This window comes from Microcoleus sp. CZ3-B2 (assembly GCF_036705055.1).
GTDB lineage: Bacteria > Cyanobacteriota > Cyanobacteriia > Cyanobacteriales > Microcoleaceae > Microcoleus.
The window spans coordinates 1-21,199 of sequence record NZ_JAUBTN010000072.1 but is presented as its reverse complement, the minus strand read 5'-3'; the positions used below and the strand labels follow the sequence as shown (position 1 = coordinate 21,199).

At 43.3% G+C, this 21,199-nt stretch carries 23 protein-coding genes; 11 read left to right on the top strand and 12 right to left on the bottom strand.

The genetic code is table 11. The features are described from left to right. Nucleotides 1–92: 92 nt before the first annotated feature. The gene (locus QUA97_RS24215; protein ID WP_333196627.1) at nt 93–1,574 is read left to right on the top strand and encodes an ankyrin repeat domain-containing protein; all 1,482 of its coding nucleotides are present in this window, start codon (nt 93–95) and stop codon (nt 1,572–1,574) included. Nucleotides 1,575–1,993: 419 nt separating this feature from the next. On the opposite strand, the gene QUA97_RS24210 is transcribed toward QUA97_RS24215, so the two are convergent. Beyond that, on the bottom strand, nt 1,994–2,920 hold the full coding sequence (locus QUA97_RS24210) for a 2OG-Fe(II) oxygenase (RefSeq protein WP_333196625.1): 927 nt from the start codon (nt 2,918–2,920) through the stop codon (nt 1,994–1,996). Between the two features lie 363 nt (nt 2,921–3,283). Beyond that, nucleotides 3,284–4,828 carry a bifunctional phosphoribosylaminoimidazolecarboxamide formyltransferase/IMP cyclohydrolase gene (gene purH, locus QUA97_RS24205; protein WP_333196622.1) on the bottom strand — a complete coding sequence of 515 codons (1,545 nt, stop codon included), beginning with the start codon at nt 4,826–4,828 and terminating at the stop codon, nt 3,284–3,286. 605 nt (nt 4,829–5,433) lie between these two features. On the opposite strand from purH, the gene QUA97_RS24200 reads away from it, so the two are divergent. After that, a complete protein-coding gene (locus QUA97_RS24200) occupies nt 5,434–7,251 on the top strand; it encodes a hybrid sensor histidine kinase/response regulator (protein WP_228050071.1) in 1,818 nt (605 codons plus the stop codon). Nucleotides 7,252–7,291: 40 nt separating this feature from the next. Here the strand turns inward: QUA97_RS24200 and glcD are convergent, their stop codons facing one another. From glcD to QUA97_RS24180, 4 genes are all read right to left on the bottom strand, one after another. Then, a complete protein-coding gene (gene glcD, locus QUA97_RS24195; RefSeq protein WP_194068118.1) occupies nt 7,292–8,767 on the bottom strand; it encodes a glycolate oxidase subunit GlcD in 1,476 nt (491 codons plus the stop codon). 13 nt (nt 8,768–8,780) lie between these two features. Then, nucleotides 8,781–9,644, bottom strand: a complete 864-nt coding sequence (locus QUA97_RS24190; RefSeq protein ID WP_194068119.1) for a DUF6671 family protein — start codon at nt 9,642–9,644, stop codon at nt 8,781–8,783. A 30-nt stretch (nt 9,645–9,674) separates the two neighbouring features. Further along, nucleotides 9,675–11,624, bottom strand: coding sequence for a hypothetical protein (locus QUA97_RS24185; protein ID WP_333196619.1), 1,950 nt, complete (start codon nt 11,622–11,624; stop codon nt 9,675–9,677). A 99-nt stretch (nt 11,625–11,723) separates the two neighbouring features. Continuing rightward, complete coding sequence (locus QUA97_RS24180; RefSeq protein WP_194068121.1) at nt 11,724–12,116, bottom strand: transporter; 393 nt, start codon at nt 12,114–12,116, stop codon at nt 11,724–11,726. Between the two features lie 156 nt (nt 12,117–12,272). On the opposite strand from QUA97_RS24180, the gene QUA97_RS24175 reads away from it, so the two are divergent. Continuing rightward, complete coding sequence (locus QUA97_RS24175; RefSeq protein ID WP_194068122.1) at nt 12,273–13,451, top strand: glycosyltransferase family 2 protein; 1,179 nt, start codon at nt 12,273–12,275, stop codon at nt 13,449–13,451. A 60-nt stretch (nt 13,452–13,511) separates the two neighbouring features. Beyond that, nucleotides 13,512–14,213: a class I SAM-dependent methyltransferase gene (locus QUA97_RS24170; protein ID WP_194068123.1), complete on the top strand. Its 702-nt coding sequence runs from the start codon at nt 13,512–13,514 to the stop codon at nt 14,211–14,213. Nucleotides 14,214–14,286: 73 nt separating this feature from the next. On the opposite strand, the gene QUA97_RS24165 is transcribed toward QUA97_RS24170, so the two are convergent. Both QUA97_RS24165 and QUA97_RS24160 read right to left on the bottom strand, forming a co-directional pair. After that, nucleotides 14,287–14,862 (bottom strand): hypothetical protein, encoded by a 576-nt coding sequence (locus QUA97_RS24165; protein WP_333196614.1) that lies wholly within the window; start codon nt 14,860–14,862, stop codon nt 14,287–14,289. 183 nt (nt 14,863–15,045) lie between these two features. Then, nucleotides 15,046–15,321: a hypothetical protein gene (locus QUA97_RS24160; protein ID WP_333196612.1), complete on the bottom strand. Its 276-nt coding sequence runs from the start codon at nt 15,319–15,321 to the stop codon at nt 15,046–15,048. Between the two features lie 16 nt (nt 15,322–15,337). On the opposite strand from QUA97_RS24160, the gene QUA97_RS24155 reads away from it, so the two are divergent. The 5 genes from QUA97_RS24155 (at nt 15,338) to QUA97_RS24135 (ending at nt 16,689) form a co-directional block, all read left to right on the top strand. Then, nucleotides 15,338–15,553, top strand: a complete 216-nt coding sequence (locus tag QUA97_RS24155; protein ID WP_194068126.1) for a hypothetical protein — start codon at nt 15,338–15,340, stop codon at nt 15,551–15,553. Continuing rightward, a complete protein-coding gene (locus QUA97_RS24150) occupies nt 15,553–15,813 on the top strand; it encodes a type II toxin-antitoxin system RelE family toxin (RefSeq protein WP_333196609.1) in 261 nt (86 codons plus the stop codon). Before QUA97_RS24155 ends, QUA97_RS24150 begins: the two co-directional genes overlap by 1 nt. Nucleotides 15,814–15,935: 122 nt before the next feature. Next, the gene (locus QUA97_RS24145) at nt 15,936–16,166 is read left to right on the top strand and encodes a hypothetical protein (protein ID WP_194068128.1); all 231 of its coding nucleotides are present in this window, start codon (nt 15,936–15,938) and stop codon (nt 16,164–16,166) included. Nucleotides 16,167–16,234: 68 nt separating this feature from the next. Further along, entirely contained in the window at nt 16,235–16,435 is a 201-nt protein-coding gene (locus QUA97_RS24140; RefSeq protein WP_333196606.1) for a hypothetical protein, read from the top strand. Continuing rightward, nucleotides 16,435–16,689 carry a ParE family toxin-like protein gene (locus QUA97_RS24135; protein WP_333196604.1) on the top strand — a complete coding sequence of 85 codons (255 nt, stop codon included), beginning with the start codon at nt 16,435–16,437 and terminating at the stop codon, nt 16,687–16,689. The genes QUA97_RS24140 and QUA97_RS24135 overlap by 1 nt, the downstream gene beginning before the upstream one ends. 104 nt (nt 16,690–16,793) lie before the next feature. Here QUA97_RS24135 and QUA97_RS24130 read toward each other — a convergent pair whose 3' ends face one another. The 4 genes from QUA97_RS24130 to QUA97_RS24115 form a co-directional block, all read right to left on the bottom strand. Then, entirely contained in the window at nt 16,794–17,801 is a 1,008-nt protein-coding gene (locus QUA97_RS24130; protein WP_333196601.1) for a YqaE/Pmp3 family membrane protein, read from the bottom strand. Nucleotides 17,802–17,977: 176 nt separating this feature from the next. Next, nucleotides 17,978–18,805 carry a CFI-box-CTERM domain-containing protein gene (locus QUA97_RS24125; protein WP_333196598.1) on the bottom strand — a complete coding sequence of 276 codons (828 nt, stop codon included), beginning with the start codon at nt 18,803–18,805 and terminating at the stop codon, nt 17,978–17,980. Between the two features lie 172 nt (nt 18,806–18,977). Further along, nucleotides 18,978–19,280: a hypothetical protein gene (locus QUA97_RS24120; RefSeq protein WP_333196596.1), complete on the bottom strand. Its 303-nt coding sequence runs from the start codon at nt 19,278–19,280 to the stop codon at nt 18,978–18,980. 188 nt (nt 19,281–19,468) lie between these two features. After that, nucleotides 19,469–19,861 (bottom strand): hypothetical protein, encoded by a 393-nt coding sequence (locus QUA97_RS24115; RefSeq protein WP_333196593.1) that lies wholly within the window; start codon nt 19,859–19,861, stop codon nt 19,469–19,471. A 321-nt stretch (nt 19,862–20,182) separates the two neighbouring features. Here QUA97_RS24115 and QUA97_RS24110 point away from each other — a divergent pair, with 321 nt between their 5' ends. Both QUA97_RS24110 and QUA97_RS24105 read left to right on the top strand, forming a co-directional pair. Continuing rightward, on the top strand, nt 20,183–20,641 hold the full coding sequence (locus QUA97_RS24110; protein ID WP_333196591.1) for a hypothetical protein: 459 nt from the start codon (nt 20,183–20,185) through the stop codon (nt 20,639–20,641). Then, nucleotides 20,642–21,184: an ATP-binding protein gene (locus QUA97_RS24105; protein ID WP_333196640.1), complete on the top strand. Its 543-nt coding sequence runs from the start codon at nt 20,642–20,644 to the stop codon at nt 21,182–21,184. Nucleotides 21,185–21,199: the final 15 nt, after the last annotated feature.

Below are 21,199 nucleotides of genomic sequence, written 5' to 3'. Positions count from 1 at the left end.
TTCTGAGGATTAGCAAACATACTTCATAAAACTTAGTATACCACTAAGTCAGTCTCGTGCGACCGTAAAAATATACGGGATGAGACACTATTATGCCTGCCACTAAACAAGACGCTGTATTGATTCAAGCCGCCAAGACTGGCAATATTATTCACGTCCAAGCTTTACTCGCTAAAGGCGTTGACGCTAATGCCAAAGACTCTGAGGGGACAACGGCTTTGATGTTTGCCGCCCAAAAGGGCTATACGGAAATCGTGCGTGTTCTACTAAACAATGACGCTAATGTCAACCTCGCGAGCAGGCGTTTTGGGCTGACAGCTTTGATGCTGGCCGCCGCTCACAAACAGGCTGATGTTATGCGGCTGTTGTTGGCTGCGGGGGCTGATGTTGATGCAAAAAATGATGATGGAAGTACGGCTTTGATGGCGGCTTCTCTCAAAGGAGATGTTAATGTTGTGCGGCTTTTGCTTGATGCTAAGGCTGATGTGAATGTCCGAGATATAGATGGAGATTCTGCTCTGAAAATAGCGGCTTTGTCGGGGCACGAAGCTGTTGTGAAAGTTTTGGCTGATGCGGGTGCTGTTGCTGACAATGCCATGCTATTTTTAGCTGTTAGTCAAGGTAGCGCTGAAATTGTCAGAATTTTGCTCGATCGCGGTGCGGATGTTAATCTTAAAAATCTCAAGAGCAAAACCGCTTTGATGGAGGCTGCTACGGGGGACAATTTGGCGGTTGTCGAGGTGCTGTTGGCGGAGGGCGCTAATGCGGAAATTCGCGACAAAGACGGCGAAACTGCTTTGACTTTGGCTGCGGATTTAGGCAATATTGATGCGGTGCGGGCTTTGCTGGGTGCGGGCGCTGATGCGAATGTGAAGAATGGAGATGGGGGCACGGCTTTGATGGCTGCTGCTGCTGGGGGAAATTTGCCGATCGCACGTATGTTACTCGATGCTGGCGCGGATATCAACGCTAAGGACAGAGATGATGAAACTGCGTTGAATTTTGCGGTGGTTGAAGGCTGCGAAGATGTGGTGGAATTGCTATTAAACCGAGGTGCTAGTGTCGGAGCCAGAAATCGGTTGGGCGATACGCCTTTGCTGGTGGCTGCTGTTCACGGTCACAGTGCGATCGTAGCGGCTTTGCTGCAAAAAGTCAACTCAAATCAGGCAGATTTTCTGAATGCTAAAAACTTTGGGGAGACGGCTTTGACGCTGGCTGTTTTTGGCGGACATACTGAGACGGTGAAGGTTTTGCTCGACGGGGGTGCAAATCCGAATGTTCCGGCGGATTTGGGGAAAACGGCTTTAATGAAGGCGTGCGATCGCGGTTATTTGGCGATCGTCCAATTATTAGTTGAAAAAGGCGCGGATGTCAACCTGCTGGATGATTCGGGCGCAACTGCTTTAATGTGGGCCGCCCATCGCGGTTATGCTGATGCAGTCAAGATTTTAATCGCCGCCGGTGCAGAACTAAATCACAAAAATCCCGGCAATTATACAGCTTTAATGCTGGCTGAGTTTAAAGGTTATTCCACTGTTGTAAAATTGCTCAAAAATGCCGGAGCACAGGAGTAAATATCGCCTCATGGGAGATGCAGATGCAGACGGCGGTTGAAACCAGGTCTACAAAAACTTTCGTCCGCCTCCGCAGATTGAAGAAAATGCCGTCTCAAGAAAAAAACGTAATGTTAACCATCCATTCTTCAACCCCTCTCAGATCGGGTTTTGTTTGTGTAAACCTGGTTTTATATCAAATCATCTCTTCATCGGAATAGTAATATCGTTGACCGTTGCATCGGAATGATTTAACCTGACTAGAACACAGAGAACACAGAGAGATTAGAGAGAAATGAATAATTCTGATGCTAACAGAATTGATATAAATTCACTGTTAACAGTTAACAGTTAACATCATGTATGAGTGCAATCGGAATTGATATTAACCGCCGTTTTATCTTTACTTTACGCACCCAGATTAACCCGCAAATCTTGTCTCAATCAGCTTTACGCACCCAGCCATTAATAGTAAAGCGACTATCAGCAAAAGCTTTCGAGGGACAGCTAACTGTCAAAACTTCGTGCATATAGCGGCTGAGAAAAAATACGATACTGTTATTCCGAGGTTCTACCGTTCTGAAAGTGTCGGCCGCCACATAAAAATTGTTCTCGACTTTGCTATCATAAATCAGCAATTCGCCACCGGAAAAAGCCTTGGGTTCTCGATAGAAATAGTAAACGTAAGTAAAAAATCTGCTAGCGGTATCGGGCGAGCCGCTGTCGTTGTGAAGTTTATAAAAGTTGTTGTCGTTGTGTGTGGTTAGCTGAGATTCTATATCACCAAGCGGAAATGATGGGATATTTAATTTCCGCAGCACGTCGGGGAGAATTCCTTTAATCCGATTTACCATCAGTGTTGAAAATTCGGGGAATGAGTGAAGTACCATAGAACGGCGGTAATCTTGGGCATTTGTTGAGGTGCTGGTACTCACAAATTCTGATTCTTTTGCTAAAACATATTTGATTAGTTTGTTCTTTTCTGCTGGTGTCAAAAAGTTATCTATTTGGGCGTAGCGAGATATTAAGTCGTCATTTACAGGCGCGGCGGTGGGGATTTCGGCGGGGATTTCGGCGGGAGTTGCTGGCTGCTGCGGTTGCAGTTGCTGCAAGTAAATTGGGGGTTCAGTGACTAATCCGACTAGGTGTTCGCCGGGAAAGGAAAGGCTAGAACGCCCGTCGTCTATGGGGATTTGAAATAAGGTGGAAAAACCTACTGTTGCTTGGGTGCGATCGACTAATGTTTTGACTAGGCTGTGCAATAATGGTGTGTCGGATTTGAGCGTAATGGTGCACTGATGTCCGCCGGTGAGGAGGATTTTAACTTTTACGTCTTGGGGTTGAATTTGCTGTTGAGTGTAAGTCATAATTTTTTAAGGACGCAACTGGGAAGTCGTTAGGATATAACAGTTTTGATTGGTGTCACAGTCTTTTTGATCCCCCCTAACCTCCCTTAACAAGGGGGGACAAGAGTGTCATAATCTCCCGTCTTAGTAGGGGATAAGAGTGTCACAGTCTCCCGTCTTAGTAGGGGATAAGAGTGTCACAGTCTCCCGTCTTAGTAGGGGATAAGAGTATTCTCTTTCGTCCCCCTTCTTAAGGGGGATTTAGGGGGTTCTAGACTCTGCTATCAACGAGGTATACAAAAAGTTTAGGCGCTTATTGACATCCCCGAACACTATTGTATCCCTACCCTATGATACACAATTGAAAATTGCTAGGTATATTTCCTAATGCAAAAAGTGGCGGATATCGGTGAAAACCATTGTGATTCCGAGTTGGTTGGCTGCTTCGATGGAATCTTTATCGCGCATACTACCTCCCGGTTGGACGATCGCAATTATCCCCGCGCCCGCCGCCGTTTTTACGGAATCGTCGAAGGGGAAGAAGCCGTCGCTAGCCAAAATCGCTCCTTGACTCTTTTCTCCTGCTTGTTCCAATGCTAGTTTAACCGATCCGACGCGGTTCATTTGTCCCGCACCGACACCGATTGTAGTGCGATCGCGCGTTACAACGATCGCATTAGATTTAACGTGTTTCGCTACTTTCCAAGCAAACAGCAACTCTTCCCACTCTTCAGCAGTCGGCTGTTTCTCAGTAACTGCGCGCCAATTGCTAGTTTCTTCTACTGCATTGTCTGACTCTTGAACCAGCAAACCACCTGCAATAATTTTAACAGTTTGCGGCGGCCCTTGAGTCAAATCCGGCAAAATCAAGACTCGAACTTTCGCCTTTTTCTTGATAATTTCTTCCGCTTCTGGTTCGCACCCCGGCGCAACAATACATTCTAAAAATGTTTTAGTTAACGCCGTTGCGGTAGCAGCATCAATCGGGCGGTTGAGGGCGACAATTCCACCGAAAGCTGAGACTGAATCGGTGTCGAAAGCTTTTTGATACGCTTCGGAAATAGTTGTTCCCAAGGCTGTACCGCAAGGATTTGTATGCTTGAGAATAGCGGCGGCTGGAGTGTCCGGGAATTCTACAATTAGCCGCCTTGCTGCTTCTAAATCTACTAAATTATTGTAGCTTAATTCTTTGCCTTGCAGGATGGTGCTAGTCGTCCAGCCTGTGGGTGCAGTTCCGCTTTGATACCAGGTGGCCGCTTGGTGGGGATTTTCGCCGTAGCGGAGTGTTTGCAGTTCTGTTCCCGATACGTTGAAATCTTCTGGTAGCTTCGATTCTGGCTCGGATTGGCTGCTGAGATAATTGGCGATCGCGCGATCGTAGTTTGCTGTATGTTTGAAGGTTTCCAGCGCGCACTTTTGCCGGAATTTTAAAGAAGCTTCCCCGCCGTTTTCCCGCAGTTCTGCTAAATAAGTATTGTACTGTTCGGGATTGCACAAAACTGTCAAATGAGCGTGGTTTTTAGCTGAAGCTCTCAGCATCGCGGGCCCGCCGATATCGATCTGTTCGATCGCGTCTGCTAGAGTTACTCCCGGTTTAGCAATTGTCTGTTCAAACGGATACAAATTCACTACAACTAGATCGATCGCCCGAATTTGATTTTCGGCTAAATCTGCGATATCTTGCGCTACATCGCGGCGCGCTAAAATACCTCCGTGGATTCGCGGGTGAAGTGTTTTGACTCGCCCTCCCAAAATTTCGGGGGAACCAGTATATTCTGCAACTTTTGTGACGGGGATTCCTGCTTCTTTGAGGGCGCTTGCTGTCCCGCCACTGCTAATTATGTCAAATTCAAATTCTTCTACTAGACTGCGCGCTAAGTCGATTAGCCCGGTTTTGTTGGATACGCTCAGAAGTGCTAGACGTGCCATTGGTTTGAAATTGCGATCGCAAAAATAGACAGGTTATATTCTATATCAAATCTGGCGGTACGGGAATAATTTGGTAGTTTGTGACTATGATTACATTATCTCAACATGACTTGGCTTGTTATAATTATATTTTTTCTATACAATAAAACACTTTTCAGTTGATTATATAGCGGTTCTCAAGCGTGGTGAGGTATACCATATGCCCTATACCGGACAGTACCTCACCTTTCGGAGAAAGGCTATAAATATTTATAACGGGCGCGTCGATCCTGTTATATTGTCCGCTGTCAGCGGGATTGAAGCCATCTTTCCCCTTCACGGCAGTCTCCCGCGCCAGGGCCTATGCTGTTAAAATTACTTATTCCAGTGTAATAGATAATTCGATGGCGATCGCTCTATAATCTTAAGGATATTTTAGGATTAATTATCAAATTCATGTGCTAGCATCGGTTATAAATTGTTCTATCCCTAAATTAGCCAAAAACTTGGGCAAGAGCGACATCTTAATAAAAAAAATAGTAGGTTCAAATATGTTTTTTCAAGAAGCAGATTCAGAAAATCAGCTCAGTAATATTAGTAGGAACCCAAAACAAACTGCTAGCAACATGACCAATAGAATAAACTCTCAAGAAATATCAAAAAAATCAGCAGAAACTTCGACACAGGCCAACTTTTCACAAGCTTACAGTCTGAGTTTGTGTGAAATGCAGCAGATGCAGCGAGCAATGGAACAGCTAAAGCAGGATTTGAAAGCTAGCGAAGGTCGGTTTCGGAATGCGATAGAAAAGAATGCAGACGGCATGGTAATTGTCAACAAACGAGGACTTGTTTCTTTTGTAAACCAGTCAGCAGAAGCGCTGTTTAATTGCACGGCTGAGGAACTTTTAGGTCGAGTGTTTTTTGGTGGTTTGCTAGTAGAAGGTTCTGCTTGCGATCTGGAGATTAACGCAGATATTATTCCCCCAGTTAGAAAAGCAGCTACAGCAGGAATTCGCGTCGTACAAACCGAAGTTAAAGTTATTCGCAAGCAGCAAGAAAATGCTGTGGTAGAAATGCGGTTGGTGGAAACGGAATGGGAAGGAGAAATGGCTTATTTAGCGACGCTGCGGGACATTACCGATCGCAAGCGCGCCGAAGAAATGCTTTGGTTGTACGATCGGGCTATGGCAGCTACCAGTACCGGAATTGTCATCTCTGACGCAACTAACCCAGAACATCCAATTATTTATTGCAATCCCGCATTTGAGAGCATGACAGGTTATCGGCGACAGGAAGTTATCGGGAAAAACTGCCGATTTTTGCAAGGAAGCGATACAGACTCCGATGCGCTAAATACCATCCGCCAAGCATTGAAAACAGAGAACGAATGCAAGGTAAGATTAAAAAATTACCGCCAAGACGGAACCGCTTTTTGGAATGCTTTGTCAATATCTCCAGTGCGCGATAGAACAGGTAAATTAACTCATTTCATCGGCGTACAGAGAGACATAACCGATCGCAAACAAGCCGAAGAAGCATTGCATAATTCCGAAGCACAAAGCAGAGAACAAGCAGCTCAACTAGCAGCAGCACTAGAAGAACTAAAATCCACTCATTCCCAATTAGTGCAGAGCGAAAAAATGTCTAGTTTGGGATTGCTAATTGCCGGAGTCGCTCACGAAATCAACAACCCCGTTAGCTTCATTTACGGCAATCTTGCTTACCTCAAAAATTATACTAGAGACTTGTTTAATTACCTCGAACTTTACCAAAAGCACTATCCCAATCCAGTTGTAGAAATTCAACAGAGAATAGAAGAGGATGAACTAGATTTTTTGGTTGAAGATTTCCCCAAAATCGTATCTTCAATGAGCGTCGGTATCGAGCGGATTGACCAGATTGTCAAGTCGCTGCGGAACTTTTCGCGGCACGACGATTCACAGATGAAACCCGTTAACCTCCATGAAGGTATTGACAGCACGCTGTTAATACTAAATCACCGTTTGAAAGGAAATGGTGAAATACCGTCAATTGCAATTGTCAAAGAATACGGAAACTTACCACCTGTGGAGTGTTTTGGTGGGCCGATAAATCAAGTTTTCATGAATATTCTCAGTAATGCGATCGATGCTTTAGGTGATGGGAATAGTAAGCAAAGTTTTCAAGAAATGCGAGAGAGTCCCAGCCAGATTAAGATTTGCACAGAAGTTAGGGAGAATTTTGTAGAAATCAAAATTGCTGACAACGGGCCGGGAATTGCTGAAGAAGTTAAGCAGCGCATATTCGATACATTTTTTACTACCAAACCCGTTGGTAAAGGCACGGGAATGGGTTTGTCAATTAGCTATCAAATTGTTGTAGAAAGACACAATGGCGAATTATCTTGTACTTCGGAATTGGGCAAGGGCACGGAATTTATTATCAAAATGCCGATCGCACATTAGATGCAGACGGCGGTTGAAACTGCCGTCTGCATCTGGGGAATTAAAAAACCTCCGCACCCTCCAACTTCTTCATAGTTTCAACCTTAGCCCTCGCCGCTTCCCCGCAAGTCTTCGGCGTCGGAAACATCTTCCCAGGATTCGCCAAACCTTTCGGATTAAACACCTGACGCACCCACTGCATCGTCTCCAAATCTACCTCCGAAAACATATCCGGCATAAAACACTTCTTATCAGCACCGATGCCGTGTTCCCCCGAAAGACTGCCGCCGACTTTCACGCACAGCCTGAGAATTTCTCCCCCCAATTCTTCCACCTTTTCCAACGCACCTTTTACCGAGTTATCGTACAAAATCAGCGGGTGCAAATTCCCATCTCCCGCGTGAAATACATTCGCAATCCGATAACCGTATTTCTCGCTCAAACCCTCAATTTCCTTCAAAACATAAGCCATTTGCGTGCGCGGAATTACGCCATCTTGCACGTAATAATCCGGGCTGAGATGACCCGCCGCCGCAAAAGCAGCTTTCCGCCCTTTCCAAATTTTCAGCCGCGTTTCCGGGTCATGGGCAGTAGTGATATTTCGCGCTCCATTCTGCTTGCAAATATCAGCAATTCGCTGTTTATTTGTGGCAACTTCCACTTCTAAACCGTCGATTTCTACGAGCAGAATTGCCGCCGCATCGCGGGGATAACAACCAGTTGCTACTACATCTTCTACAGCATTGATGCTGATATTGTCCATGATTTCCATACCCCCTGGAATAATCCCAGCGCTGATAATATCGGAAACCGATTCGCCCGCTGCTTCGATACTGGCAAAATCCGCCAACAGAACGCAAATCGATTCCGGCGCTTTCAGGATTCGCAAAGTAACTTCCGTGGCGATGCCTAAAGTGCCTTCGGAACCGACAAATATACCTGTTAAATCGTAACCGGGCATTTCGGGAATTTCGCCGCCAACATCGACAATGGAACCGTCGGGAATTACCAATTTTAATCCTAAAACGTGATTGGTTGTAACTCCGTATTTGAGGCAGTGAACGCCGCCAGAATTTTCGGCAACGTTGCCGCCAATCGAACAAACAATTTGACTGGAAGGATCGGGTGCGTAGTAGAAACCTGCGCCGCTAACTGCTTGCGTTACCCAGTTATTAATTACTCCCGGTTGTACGACTACTTGCTGATTTTCTAAGTCTACTTTTAGGATTTTTCGCATCAGGGCTGTGACAATCAGCACGCAGTTTTCTACGGGTAAAGCGCCGCCGGAAAGCCCGGTTCCTGCGCCTCTAGCTACCCAGGGAATGGAATTGCGATCGCATATTTTGACCACATTTGCCACTTCCTCGGTAGTGCGCGGCAACACTACCACAGCGGGGCGCTGGCGGTAGCTGGCGAGCCCGTCGCACTCGTAAACAATCAATTCTTCGCGGCGCTGCACTACCCCGTTTTTACCGACTACAGCCTCAAATTCTTTAATAACGGGTTTCCAGTTGCGTTCGGTTGCTACGGCTATCATTAGTAACTTAATTTTAAGGGTTGCAATACTGACACTGAGCTGGATCGGCAGTCTCTCGACCGTCGGGAAACAGTTCTTCTTTAGTATAACCGCAGTTTTTGCATTGATAAATAGTCGATCGCGCTAGCTGAGTCGGAAAATAGCAAAGTCCGCAGGGCAATCCGATTTTTCTGTCAGTAACTTCAAATCCCGGCCAACCGCACTGCGGGCACAATTGCTGAAATTTTCTAACTAAATCGAGAGTTGCATTTTCGATATTTTTCATCCGAGTGGGATTGTACATCGCCCGCATATCTGTTTCGACGTGAACTCTGCCAGTTGACGATTTTTTCAAGCCTGCTGTCACCGCCTCAAACAACTGCTTTTCGGTAGTTATTCCCTTAACAATGTCTCCCTTCCCTTTAGCAGCATCGCCAACTACAACCACCAGTCCGTGTGCGGGAAATCCAGCTTTTTGAGCAAAATCATCTGCTTCTTCTATAGTGGCAACTAACTGGTGACTGTAATTAGTTTCTACAGACAATGATTCGCCGATAATTTCGAGATTGTTGGCTCGATCTAATAAAATTACGATTTCTCGATTAGCTGGCAGATACGGCATCATTGGGTGAGGGCCGAATGTACCTTCACTCGCAAAGGCCAGAGTTTCGCCCGCAATTTCTAGAGCTTTTTCCGCTTTCTGGCGGGCGGCTTCTATTTGAGTTCCTAAGCGTTTAACTTCTCTAGTAAATGTGCCGAAAATGTCTGTATTAAGCTCGGCAGGCAGTACGAGTTTTACGCCTAATTCTCGTTCCAAAATGGGAGCCATCACCCGTTCTTTTTGGTGCATTGTAGCAAGAACGGCGGTGCGATCGATCAATAAGTGATGTTGGTTCATCTATTTTAAATACTGCAAATAAAACTGATATCACTGCTTGTTTTTATTGCTTGACAAATCAATTACAAAATTTGCTCCATCATCATAAATCCGTTTTCTCGTTTGACCGAGTTTTTGTAAGCTATCTTGAAATTCAAAAGTGTTCAATGCCTGATTTCGGAGCCAAAAACCTAGTGCCTTGACTTCGAGTCTATATTCTAGAGATTTCCTAGGAAAGTTCGCTTCATTAGCGTAAGAATATGCAACATATCTAATCGATTTTGAAACTAGATAATCTGCTAGCGCTTCTTCTCCTTTAAAGGAAGGCATACCGGGCGGAAGGCTAGCCCCGCCTGGGTAGTCTGCAATCCAGATTGTATGTTTCTTAAAATTCATTAAAAAAGGTTTGTCAAGTCTTGTTAAAACTATTTCTCCTTCAGGAACCGAATCTAGCATTTTTGAATATTTTTCTCGCTCGTCTAGTGTCACTAAAGGTACATTTTTTAAACCAGAGGCAATGTTCTCTAAATAATGATTATATTGTCTAAACATTTTGTCGCCCTTACAATTGATCGCTAATAAGAATGACAAAAATAATGCACCAATGAAACGCCTATTTCTTAAGTTTAAGTTTGATATTTTTGGCTCAATATTTTCCCTAACAACCAATATTAATATCAGGAACACAACTAATAGTAGTGAATATGCATAGCGGTCGATATCCGAGCCTCCAGTAGAAATTCCTATGATTGCAACGCCCGTCACATTACTAAGATTAATAGACAGACTTGCTTCCCTAACAATTGGCTTTTTATGGAGACCAACCATAAAAAATCTAATTCTCAATACAGTCAGTAAATAAACAATTGCTAAAATTGCATATAGCTTGAGTCTAAGTGCTGAAAATCGAAAAAGCTCTCCGAAAATCTCATTGCTAGGAAGCTTGACCGAGCCTCCGTATACAGAACCATGAAAACCTCTACCAAATATGGGATATAATAAAGTCCCGGATGACTGATACAGTGAGATCGACCAGGGTAAAATAAACACAGCCAATAAAATACTAGCTAAACAAAATTCGTAGATTGCTTTATGCTTTATTTGGCTGCCAAGGATATAGAAAAAATAACTACAGGTGAAGAAAATAATACACGCAGGAATCAAGGTAGTTTTTAAAGCGCAGATAGCGGCTGCAAGCAATCCTACAATCGCAGCATTACTGTGGATGTTTGTTGCTTTTAGCTTGTCCCAATCAAAAACTCTAAATAAGCTGAAGAAAAGACATACCGGAATTAATATACCAGTTGTATTTGTATGATCTCGGCTAATTAATAAAAATGCGAACACAATCAGTAATGTCGAGCTTTTTGAAAATTGTTTTTGCTGACAGTATCCGATCGTGAGTCCTATCATTACGACTAAGGCGCATCCGGGATCGATCAGATATAAACTTCTTTCATCCAACAGGCTGAGAATGAATGTATGCAAGAATGATTGTCCTCCCAGTGCAGATACCAATCTTCTTTCGCTGAAAGGATCGGAACCAAGAGAACCTATTTGAAGCATTTTATGGGGGAATACAAAATAGGCGTGGTAGTCATCGTGAGGATTAAAATTATACCAGGCCACTGAACCACTGTATTGCACAGCAGCCAGAAGCAAAGCGATAAAAGTCCCGATCGCCAAAAAACTATTTTCTTTAAAAGCATTAATTAACCGATTCAGCTCGTCGGCGATCAAAGTTTTATTTGCCCAGGCATCTATTATTCCGTAAATTGCGCCCAACCATATATATATTAAAATAGTTGCTTGCGAAATAGTCCATGTCACATTTAATAAACCACCAAATATAATCGTCCAAGCTATCCCCCAAGCGGCTCTTTGTCCCCAGTCAACTCTGTACTGAGGAAAAAGGATGCGGTTGACTACTCCACCCCAACCAATCAGGGATACAAGAATGAAAATTCCCCAGGCAAAAGAAATAAAATAATAATAATTCATAATTGTGACCTCAGTATCGATTTAGAAGGTTACGATCAGACACACCCTTTGAATTAAGTTATCAACTCAGCACTCAATGATCAATGTTAAAAGCGATCGCTAGTTGCCCCCAGCGGTTCCCCCACTTTGACCTTGGAGTACAAAAATTACTCCCGTCATAATTAGCCCCACGCCTACCAACCGCAGCGGTGGCAAAGGCTCGTGAAATACAATTTTCCCGCCCAACACAGTAAACAAGTAACTAATTGACAGTAAAGGCGAGACTATGCTAATGTTGGCGCGAGACAAAACTACGATAAAGCCGATCGAAGAAACTGCATACAAACACAGACCTCCAACTATCAAAGGCTGAGTTGCCATTGCGAGCACTTTTTCCACTAAATTAGCAGCGCCAATGGGCCCTAAGATTTTTGCTCCTGCTTTCAGACTAAATTGACCCACCACACTGCACAAAATAGCAGCGAGCAAAACTAGAAAAACGCTTCTACTCATAAATTAACTAACCTAATATTACAAAAAAACGGCAGTTGGGAAAAAAATGAAAAACTTTAATTAAGTTTTGTTGATTTTTATTCACAACTAATAATTTAAGCAGAGATACTGGAAAAGTAAGTATTGTCGATCGCCAGCAATGCCTGGAATAAACCTATGGCCGAACAGACCAACACCAGCGGGGAATACACTCTCGAACTCTCGATACTCATGCCCTGCCTCAACGAAGCAGAAACTTTAGAAATTTGCATCGAGAAGGCTCAGAGGTCACTGCGCGAACTGGATATTGCCGGCGAGGTCATCATAGCAGACAACGGCAGCACTGACGGTTCCCAAGATATCGCCACCAAAATGGGTGCCCGAGTCGTGCCCGTAGCAGCCAAAGGCTACGGCAGCGCCCTGATGGGAGGCATCGTAGCGGCACGCGGAGTTTATATTATCATGGGCGACGCTGACGACAGCTACGACTTTTCTAACCTCGGTGCCTTTGTCGAAAAATTGCGGGGAGGCTGCGATTTAGTCATGGGAAATCGCTTTCAAGGAGGCATCAAACCCGGTGCAATGCCACCACTGCACAAATATTTAGGAAATCCGGTGTTGACATGGGTTGGGCGGTTATTCTTTGCAAGTCCCGCCGGCGATTTTCACTGCGGATTGCGGGGTTTTAGGAGAGACTCAATTTTGAAACTCGACTTGCAAACAACGGGGATGGAATTTGCTAGCGAAATGGTCGTCAAAGCCTCTCTGTACAAGTTGAAAATCGCTGAAGTCCCAACGGTACTATCTCCCGACGGGCGCAGTCGCCCGCCGCACTTGCGAACTTGGCGAGATGGCTGGCGGCACCTCAGATTTTTGTTGCTTTACAGTCCTCGCTGGCTGTTTTTGTATCCTGGTGTGGCGCTGATGATTTTGGGTATAATTGTTACCATCTGGCTGTTGCCCGGTACTCAAAAGATTGGCAGTATTAACTTTGACGTACATACGCTGCTTTATGGGGCGATCGCAATTATCGTCGGTTTTCAAGCAGTAACTTTCGCTTTCTTCACCAAAGTTTTCGCCATCAGCGAGAAACTGCTGCCCGAAGACCCCAAACTCAACAAAATATTTCGCTACGTTACCTTAGAAACAGGATTGATTGCCGGAGTCACGCTGATATTAATCGGAATAGTTGGCTCGTTTTTGTCATTAACTATCTGGAGCGATACAGCTTTCGGTATTCTAGACCCATCTAAAACTCTGCGTTTAGTTATTCCCTCGCTCACCTGCCTGACCGTCGGTTTGCAGATGGTTCTATCCAGCTTTTTTCTCAGCGTGCTGGGCTTGAAGCGCAGGTAAACTAATTATCACTTAAACACTACAACCTCTGCTCTGAGTACGTCTAAAACCTCAAATCCTATGACAATAAATCAAAAAAACTCCAGCGAGTACGTAGGCCCCAAGCTTGGTGGTTTCGCCACCAAACTATCTTGGTACGCCCGCCAAAAAATGTTTAATTTACTCATGGCATTAGCCAATCCCAGCGACGACACAACCGTGTTGGATGTAGGAGTAACTTCCGACCGGCGCGAAGATTGCAATTTTTTTGAGAAACTCTATCCCTACCCCCACAAAATCACCGCTGTGGGCATGGAAGATGCTGCATTTTTAGAACAAGAATATCCCGGTTTAAAGTATGTCCGTTCTAACGGTTTGACTTTACCATTTCCAGACAAAAGTTTTGATTTAGTCGTGAGTTTTGCCGTCATCGAACACGTCGGCAATCGAACTCAGCAAAAAACTTTTATTCGAGAACTTTGCCGCGTCGGCAAAACCTGCTGCATCACTACTCCTAACCGCTGGTTTCCCGTAGAATTCCACACCGCTGTCCCCCTAATTCACTGGCTTCCCCCCTCTTGGTTTCGAGCTCTTTTGAGATTGCTGGGCAAGAACTTTTTCGCCCAAGAAGAAAACCTCAATCTTTTATCCGAAAAAGATGTATTGCAGATGCTGCCAGCAGAGGCTAAAATTGATACCAAACATTTCCGGCTTCTCGGTTTGATATCCAATTTGCTTTTTTATGTAAAAAATCCCCTGCGATCAAATAAACCGGATTTTTGACCTTTACTGTTGGCTGCAACGAAAGATGTTTGGAAAAAACCAGATTTCTGACTATCTCTGCGTCCAAGACTTTCTACAATTTTGTTTCTAAATCCAGCACAAAATTTTCTCCGTCTTCATACAATTGTTTTCGAGTTTTTGCAAGTTGCCACAGGTTATCCCGAAAGTCGTGAGAAAGTTTTGCTTGCAGTCGAAACCAAGATGACAATCGAGGCCCTGAAGTATCTACAGCAGGATGATTGAGACTCCAAGACGAATAAGCTATGTATCGAATAGATTTTGTGGCTAAATAGTTTGCCAAGGCTTCAGGGCCTTTGAAGGCAGGCATACCGGGTGGCAAACTAGCTCCCCCGGGCCAGTCGGCGAGAAAAATTTGATTGCGTTTAAAGTCGAGAATAAAAGGTGCGTCTAGTCTGGTCAAAACTGTTTCTCCCTGTGGAATAGACTGCTGTATGGCTGCATATTGTGACTTTTGCTTGGCTGTAACTAACGATGGATTTGTCAGTCCAAATTGAATGTTTTTTAGATACGCTGAATAAGTTTGTTTGGTGGTATCCCAATCGTAGCTAATTGCCAAACCTGCACAAAATACAGCAACCATAAAAAAATTGCCTGCTTTGTTTTTATTTGATGCGTCCGTGTCGGTCATTGCTATTGCGAGCAATATTAAAATTGCTGGGAATAGGTGAGAAAATGAGTAGCGAAAAGGGTCGGCATTTTCGGTAAGTACACGGCAACTGTTGCCAATCCCGCTGCAATTGTCATAGATAAAGCTGCTTGGCGGTTGGAAAACGATGGTGGAAAAATTTATTTTTAAGTTAAAATTTGGGGATTAACTATCGCCCGAGGAGAACACCAAAAGGTCGATCGCCCTAACAGCAATATCCTCTGGCGTTCGATCGCGCGAAAAGCTAGCGGGGCTCTGGCATTCTACTGATTTTCTTCCGATGCTGAGTGTGGCGGGCCAAAGCGATCCGGCAGGCGATGGATAGTTAATCCGCGCGATCGCACTTCGGGAAGAAAAGGTCGATCGCACTTTCTTTGAGCCAAAATCAGTTTGATTGGGTTTGGCGCTCCTAAAGTTGCTATAATTTATCGATAATCCCACAGACTAGGAGATTAATATGCAAGTCAAAGATATGACAGTTGAGCAACTGCGGGACTTGATTCGGCATACCGTTGAACAATGCTTAGAAGAATATTTGGGCGATCCTGATGCAGGTTTAGAAGTTAAGGAAGAAGTCAAGCTGAAATTGTTAGAGTCAATGAAGCGCAAGCAAGCAGGAGAAAGCAGCATCGAAGCTGGGGAAGTTTATCAAAAACTTGGCATGAAGGCGTAATGAGCTATTTGGTTGAGTTGACAGCAGAAGCTCTGGTTAACCAAGAAAGATTGACTCAGCCTGTGCGGGAGCGTATAGGTAATAAAATCAATTGGTTGGCTGAAAATTTTGAACAAATTACTCCTATGCCGTTGTCGGCTAATCTGGCAGGTTTCTTTAAGTTAAGAGTGGGTGATTATCGGGTAATTTATTCTTTTGATGATGATTTAAATGTGATTACTATTCACCAGATTGGACACCGGAGAGAAATTTATGATTAACTTAAGGGCGATCGCACTTCGGGAAGAAAAGGGCGTACTTCAGGAAGATAAGGGCGATCGCATTTTCCTAGAGCCTAAATTGCTATAATAACAATCAGCCCAAAAATCTCAACATAAAGCCTATGTCTACTTATAGCGAGGTACTAAGTCAGGCTCAAAGTCTCACTCTTGAAGAGCAACAGCAACTTTTAGAATTTTTGTCAGCATTGATTCGTCAGCGGGAAACAACCGAGACTCAGGATAGCAGTCAAAGATTGCCCAGGAAAAATTTAAAGAGATGGCGCGGTTTTTTACCGAAGCGTGTGGATGCTTTGGAATTCCAGTTGCAGCTAAGAGAAGAATGGGATGAGTAATATCTCAATCACTTCGATCGCAGTGCTACGATAAAATCAGCGAAATAAAGTGTAATCTAAGACAGCCTATGTTGACTGTAGAACAGATAGAAAATGCGATTCTCGAACTTGGGCCGAACGAAATTGGAGAGTTGTTAGAGTGGTTTTTGAATTTGGATTACCAACGATGGGATATTCAGCTAGAGAAAGATATTGCTAAGGGTAAACTGGATGCTTTAGCAGGAGAAGCGATCGCCGATTTTGAGAGTGGTAACTATCGAGAGATTTAATGCACTATACTACTCGAAAATTTTGGGACTGTTATAACGCTTTACCCTCAACGGTACAGGCTACAGCAGATCAGTGTTATGAGTTGCTGAGGGTCGATCCGTCTCATCCTTCTTTACATTTTAAGAAAGTTGGTAATTATTGGTCTGTAAGGGCCGGACAAGCTTATCGCGCCTTGGGTGTGGAAATTGAAACAGGTATTTTGTGGTTTTGGATTGGGACTCACGCAGAGTACGATCGGCTGATAGGTAAATAATCCAATAGTGCGATCGGCGTAGCTATCCCGTGGGCGATCGCACTTCGGGAAGAAAAGGGCGATCGCACTTCGGGAGAATAAGGGCGATCGCACTTCCCTACTGCTTAACTTCGATCGTGATTGTAAACCAGCCAAACAGCGTGGATAATGCCGGGAATCCAGGTAAAAACGAGTGTGAGCACCAGGCTGATCCAAAAATGAATGCCAAGCCCAACCGTCAAAAATACGCCCAGCGGGGGAAACAAAATCGCCGCGACTACGTGCAGCACTGGAACGGGGCTTGGCGTATTATCACTGATATTGCTGTCACTACTTTTTTTCGTAATCCCCAGTAATTTAATCACCATCATAGCGCTCTGGTATGCATCAGTATCTCCCTGAGCCTGGGATAATCTAAGTGCTGTATCCAAGTCTGAAGCTGCACTTTCCCTATCATTCAAGAACCCATAAGCTCCACCTCGTCCAATGTAAGCTCTATAGTAAGTAGGATCTCTACGGATTACCTCTGTAAAATCCCTAATTGCTTCCGCCCAATTGCCAAGCCCTTGATGGCATCCAGCGCGAAGATGATAACAGTGAACTACTTCTGAATTTTCAGAATTGCGACCCAATACTTTAGTTAAATCTTCAATCGCTTCATGGTAATTTTTGAGTTCTTGGTGAATAAAGCCTCTTTTTTGATAGTTTTCAATTTCTTCAGGATCTAAACGAATGCTTTGGTTATAATCTTGAAGCGCAGCCTGATAGTTTTCTAATACACCATAACAATCGCCTCTTAAACTGTATGCTATATGATCCCAATCACTACCCACAGATAGAGCGTGAGTGCAATCATCTATTGCTCTTTGTAAGTTACCCGCATCTTTGAAAATAGCGGCACGGGCTACATACACGTCAACCACATCAGGTCGAAATTTTAAAAATTGAGTGTAATCTTTAATAGCTTCTTGATTGTTTCCCAAATCTACCCAGACAACACCTCTCTGCCAGTAAGCTTTGGATTCATTGGGGTTTAGTTGCAAGAATCGGGTATAGTCTTCAATAGCTGCTTGATAATTTTTATTTTTATAATTTAATTCTGCTCTACGAAACAAGTCTTCATTGGTACTCATTTTTACCACCTACTAATAACGAATAGTATATTCTAGCTACCAAAAAATCAGCGCGATGGGGAGATAATCCAACTGCTCAACTAAATAAGAAAGTAGGGGCGATTGATCGTACTTTGGGAAGATAAGGGCGATCGCTTTTTCCCGCTGCTTGTTAAATAGTTCTTTTTAAAACTATACTAACTTTTAATTTCTTGGCTACGCATCCACTCAGCTAAACGCTCTAGCTGCTGTCTTAAAAAGCTCTTGATAACCGGCTGCTTTTTCACATAGTTAGCGATGCTAGGGCTGATCTTGTAGTATAAGCTGACTAATCCTTTACCTACAGGATTAGTTAAAAGTTTTTTGTCCCGGAAATTGCGGAAGGTGTCGATGTCTGGGTGTGTGGAAGTGGAGTAAGCTGCTGTGGCGATGAAGCAAGAGCTACTAGAACTACTAATACTAACTCCTTTGGATGGCATAAGCAATGTTTTATAGGAACAACATTTGTCATAGTTTGAAACCATTTCGATAAATGTAGGATCATCTGAATTATCACCAACTTGAGATGTCTCTTCTAAAATTGCTGTAGTAAATTCAGCTAATGGAATATTTTCATAAGTTGATTTTGTTGCTTTAGTTATATTTTTATAGAGAATAACTTGCTTGGGATTTAAGGCTTTTTCATATTTCCCAATTGTCTCTATTATTTCCCAAAAAAAGTTCTGGAATACTGAGAATTTATAAGGTTCTCTAAGTTCACCATAACAGTTTTTAACTTTATCAACTAAGTCAAAGAGCAAAAAAAGAAAAAGAATTTTGCTTGGTAGAGAAACGATATTCGTATCGCTTTCGCAAAACTTAAAAAAAGTCTCTAATAAACCTAAAGCACTGTTATATTTGACAAGAGCATCTTCATAACGTTGTGCTTTCTGACATTCTAGGGCTTTTAAATATAATTCTGAAGCGTGTTCAAACAATACGATGGCAGGAGTTCCTATATAATCATCTTCAGTTATTTTACCCATTTTTTAACTCCAATTTAAGATTTTAAAACAATAAATCAGTACATTTTTGTGCTCGATCGCCCAACCTTTAACTTTTCCTGTAAATGTGGGCGATCGCCCCCTGCACCCTCTCCCATCCTTTGCGCTACCGCATGGTAGATTCGAGATGGAAGAGCAAACGAACAAAATTTACCTAATCAGAGGTATAACCTGTTTCTGCAAAAGTAGTCATCATCTCAATCGCCTTTTTGATCTGGCTCTTAAGATACGCTAGTTTTTCAGGCTTTTTAAGGTTATAAGCTCGACTCAGAATATCGGATGACTTAATCGCGCTCTCAATTTCAGAATCATCAGGATTAGCTGGATATATAAAAAGCTTTTCCTTATTATTAGAGTTATCTTGTACATGAACATTCCCTATCTTTTTCCCTTTTTCATATTCAATATCTATTCTTGTTCCTGTTTCATCTTTACGCATAATTGTTTGGCTTTCCATCTTTAAACCCTCAATGATGTACCATTATTTTTAGTCAACAGTTAACAATCGCCCCTAAACCCTCTCCCATCCTTTGCGCTACCGCATAGTAGATTCTCAAGAGGGAGCGCCCCACTTAAGCCTCCTTCCATCCTTCTCGCTGTTGCGGTGCGTTACAGTTCGTTAACGCACCCTACGCCAACTACTAATCATCTATCTTTAGGTGGAAAGGCTTCATGCTGACGCTGGTGTCCACCATCTTTCAATTTCCAGCAGATGTCTGCACATGACATTCCGCTCCCTTGATCAAACCTCCAGAGAGTTTCAATGATATTTTCAGAACTAATAAAATCCATATTCACTGGCTTCGCGACCAAAGTTCGGTTGTCAACATCACAGACTTCAAGCATTAATTCGTTTTGTTTGAGAGCAAAATGAGTATGTAAAAGAGCCACCCCAAATTTTGATAAACGTCCGTGTTTTTCAAGGACAGTTTTTATGTCCTGCAAACAAGCCTCATCTTCTTCGCAGAGGGGATCAACATCATCGATATCTGGGAGAGTGCTCCATTGTAATGGATTAAGCTGTCTTAAAATTGTCATAGGTTAAATCCTTGTCAGGTATTTACTGTACAGAGCGGCAGACACAGAGCAGAAGACTATCCGAATTATTCATCCTTAAACCTCAGTTGCGTACAAGGATGACTTCGTTAATGTGGCCACTCTTCTCAGACATCCCGATCGCAAATCTCGAAAACAATGTCTGAAAGAGTAGACTACTAGCAACCTTTGCTCAAAAAAATCATACAATGAGCTTGCTTAGCCGATCGCCCACTCACTCGCGTCAGAAAACGTTATATTTTGTTATCTAAAAAGTTATAAAAAATAAGTTATAATAACTAAAAATTATCCCAAACGCGATCTATGGAGCTTAAGGAAGTCTTAAGATTTGCCGATGACAAAGTTTTTGCCAACACAGGGAAGCACTTAGACGACCTGCAAGAAGCTATTTTAAAAGAAGTCCTCCAAGGTCGAAAATATGCAACCAAAGTAGCCCAAGACCGTAATTGTAGTGAAGGTTATGTGAGGGTTGCTGCTTCTGAATTATGGAAGATACTATCAAAGGTCTTCGACGAAGACGTTACTAAAGTAAATATTAGAGCGATACTTGAAAGAGCAAGTTTTTATAATTCTCCATCAGCTATTCTGAGCAAGAATGTCACATTTAATCATGTCAATGTTTGTCAAGAAAGGGCAAGAAGTCCAACAAAGCCGCAAAAAACCCAACCAACTCCTAAACAACCCCACATCGACTTAGGCGACGCACCGGAAATATTCACCTTTTTCGATCGCACTTCTGAACTCTCCACCCTCGAAAACTAGATAACCCAGGATCGCACTCGCCTCATCGCACTCCTAGGAATCAGCGGAATCGGCAAAACAACCCTCTCCCTCCGCCTAATAGACGAAATCAAAACCGGCTTCGATTACGTCATCTATCGCAGCCTCCGCTTTTCCCCAACCCTAGACGCAACCATCACCAACCTGCTGCAAATCTTTTCCCAACCATCCGAAATTTCCCAAAACATCGAAACCCAAATTTCCCAAATCCTCGATTACCTGCGAAAATACCGGTGTCTGATTGTCCTCGATGACGTGCAGATGCTTTTTAGCAGCCGACAACTAGCGGGACAATATAAAACTGGATATGAAGATTATCAGTTATTTTTTAAACTAATTGCCGAAGTCTGCCATCAAAGTTGTTTGATATTGAATAGTTGGGAAAAACCCAGAGAAATTGCCAGATTATCAAAAGATAATCATCCCGTGCGATGTTTTGTATTGGGAAGTTTAGGAGTAGCAGCTGACGGGGTGACAACCCCGTTAAAACCCATAGCTAACAAAGGTTTGACCGATTTATGGTAAAAAAAGATGGGGTCA

Bases quoted from the DNA above. Each gene is read 5' to 3' on its own strand.
- QUA97_RS24215 (WP_333196627.1), top strand. From the start codon at position 93: ATGCCTGCCACTAAACAAGACGCTGTATTGATTCAAGCCGCCAAGACT.
- QUA97_RS24210 (WP_333196625.1), bottom strand. From the start codon at position 2,920: ATGACTTACACTCAACAGCAAATTCAACCCCAAGACGTAAAAGTTAAA.
- purH (WP_333196622.1), bottom strand. From the start codon at position 4,828: ATGGCACGTCTAGCACTTCTGAGCGTATCCAACAAAACCGGGCTAATC.
- QUA97_RS24200 (WP_228050071.1), top strand. From the start codon at position 5,434: ATGACCAATAGAATAAACTCTCAAGAAATATCAAAAAAATCAGCAGAA.
- glcD (WP_194068118.1), bottom strand. From the start codon at position 8,767: ATGATAGCCGTAGCAACCGAACGCAACTGGAAACCCGTTATTAAAGAA.
- QUA97_RS24190 (WP_194068119.1), bottom strand. From the start codon at position 9,644: ATGAACCAACATCACTTATTGATCGATCGCACCGCCGTTCTTGCTACA.
- QUA97_RS24185 (WP_333196619.1), bottom strand. From the start codon at position 11,624: ATGAATTATTATTATTTTATTTCTTTTGCCTGGGGAATTTTCATTCTT.
- QUA97_RS24180 (WP_194068121.1), bottom strand. From the start codon at position 12,116: ATGAGTAGAAGCGTTTTTCTAGTTTTGCTCGCTGCTATTTTGTGCAGT.
- QUA97_RS24175 (WP_194068122.1), top strand. From the start codon at position 12,273: ATGGCCGAACAGACCAACACCAGCGGGGAATACACTCTCGAACTCTCG.
- QUA97_RS24170 (WP_194068123.1), top strand. From the start codon at position 13,512: ATGACAATAAATCAAAAAAACTCCAGCGAGTACGTAGGCCCCAAGCTT.
- QUA97_RS24165 (WP_333196614.1), bottom strand. From the start codon at position 14,862: ATGACCGACACGGACGCATCAAATAAAAACAAAGCAGGCAATTTTTTT.
- QUA97_RS24155 (WP_194068126.1), top strand. From the start codon at position 15,338: ATGCAAGTCAAAGATATGACAGTTGAGCAACTGCGGGACTTGATTCGG.
- QUA97_RS24150 (WP_333196609.1), top strand. From the start codon at position 15,553: ATGAGCTATTTGGTTGAGTTGACAGCAGAAGCTCTGGTTAACCAAGAA.
- QUA97_RS24145 (WP_194068128.1), top strand. From the start codon at position 15,936: ATGTCTACTTATAGCGAGGTACTAAGTCAGGCTCAAAGTCTCACTCTT.
- QUA97_RS24140 (WP_333196606.1), top strand. From the start codon at position 16,235: ATGTTGACTGTAGAACAGATAGAAAATGCGATTCTCGAACTTGGGCCG.
- QUA97_RS24135 (WP_333196604.1), top strand. From the start codon at position 16,435: ATGCACTATACTACTCGAAAATTTTGGGACTGTTATAACGCTTTACCC.
- QUA97_RS24130 (WP_333196601.1), bottom strand. From the start codon at position 17,801: ATGAGTACCAATGAAGACTTGTTTCGTAGAGCAGAATTAAATTATAAA.
- QUA97_RS24125 (WP_333196598.1), bottom strand. From the start codon at position 18,805: ATGGGTAAAATAACTGAAGATGATTATATAGGAACTCCTGCCATCGTA.
- QUA97_RS24120 (WP_333196596.1), bottom strand. From the start codon at position 19,280: ATGGAAAGCCAAACAATTATGCGTAAAGATGAAACAGGAACAAGAATA.
- QUA97_RS24115 (WP_333196593.1), bottom strand. From the start codon at position 19,861: ATGACAATTTTAAGACAGCTTAATCCATTACAATGGAGCACTCTCCCA.
- QUA97_RS24110 (WP_333196591.1), top strand. From the start codon at position 20,183: ATGGAGCTTAAGGAAGTCTTAAGATTTGCCGATGACAAAGTTTTTGCC.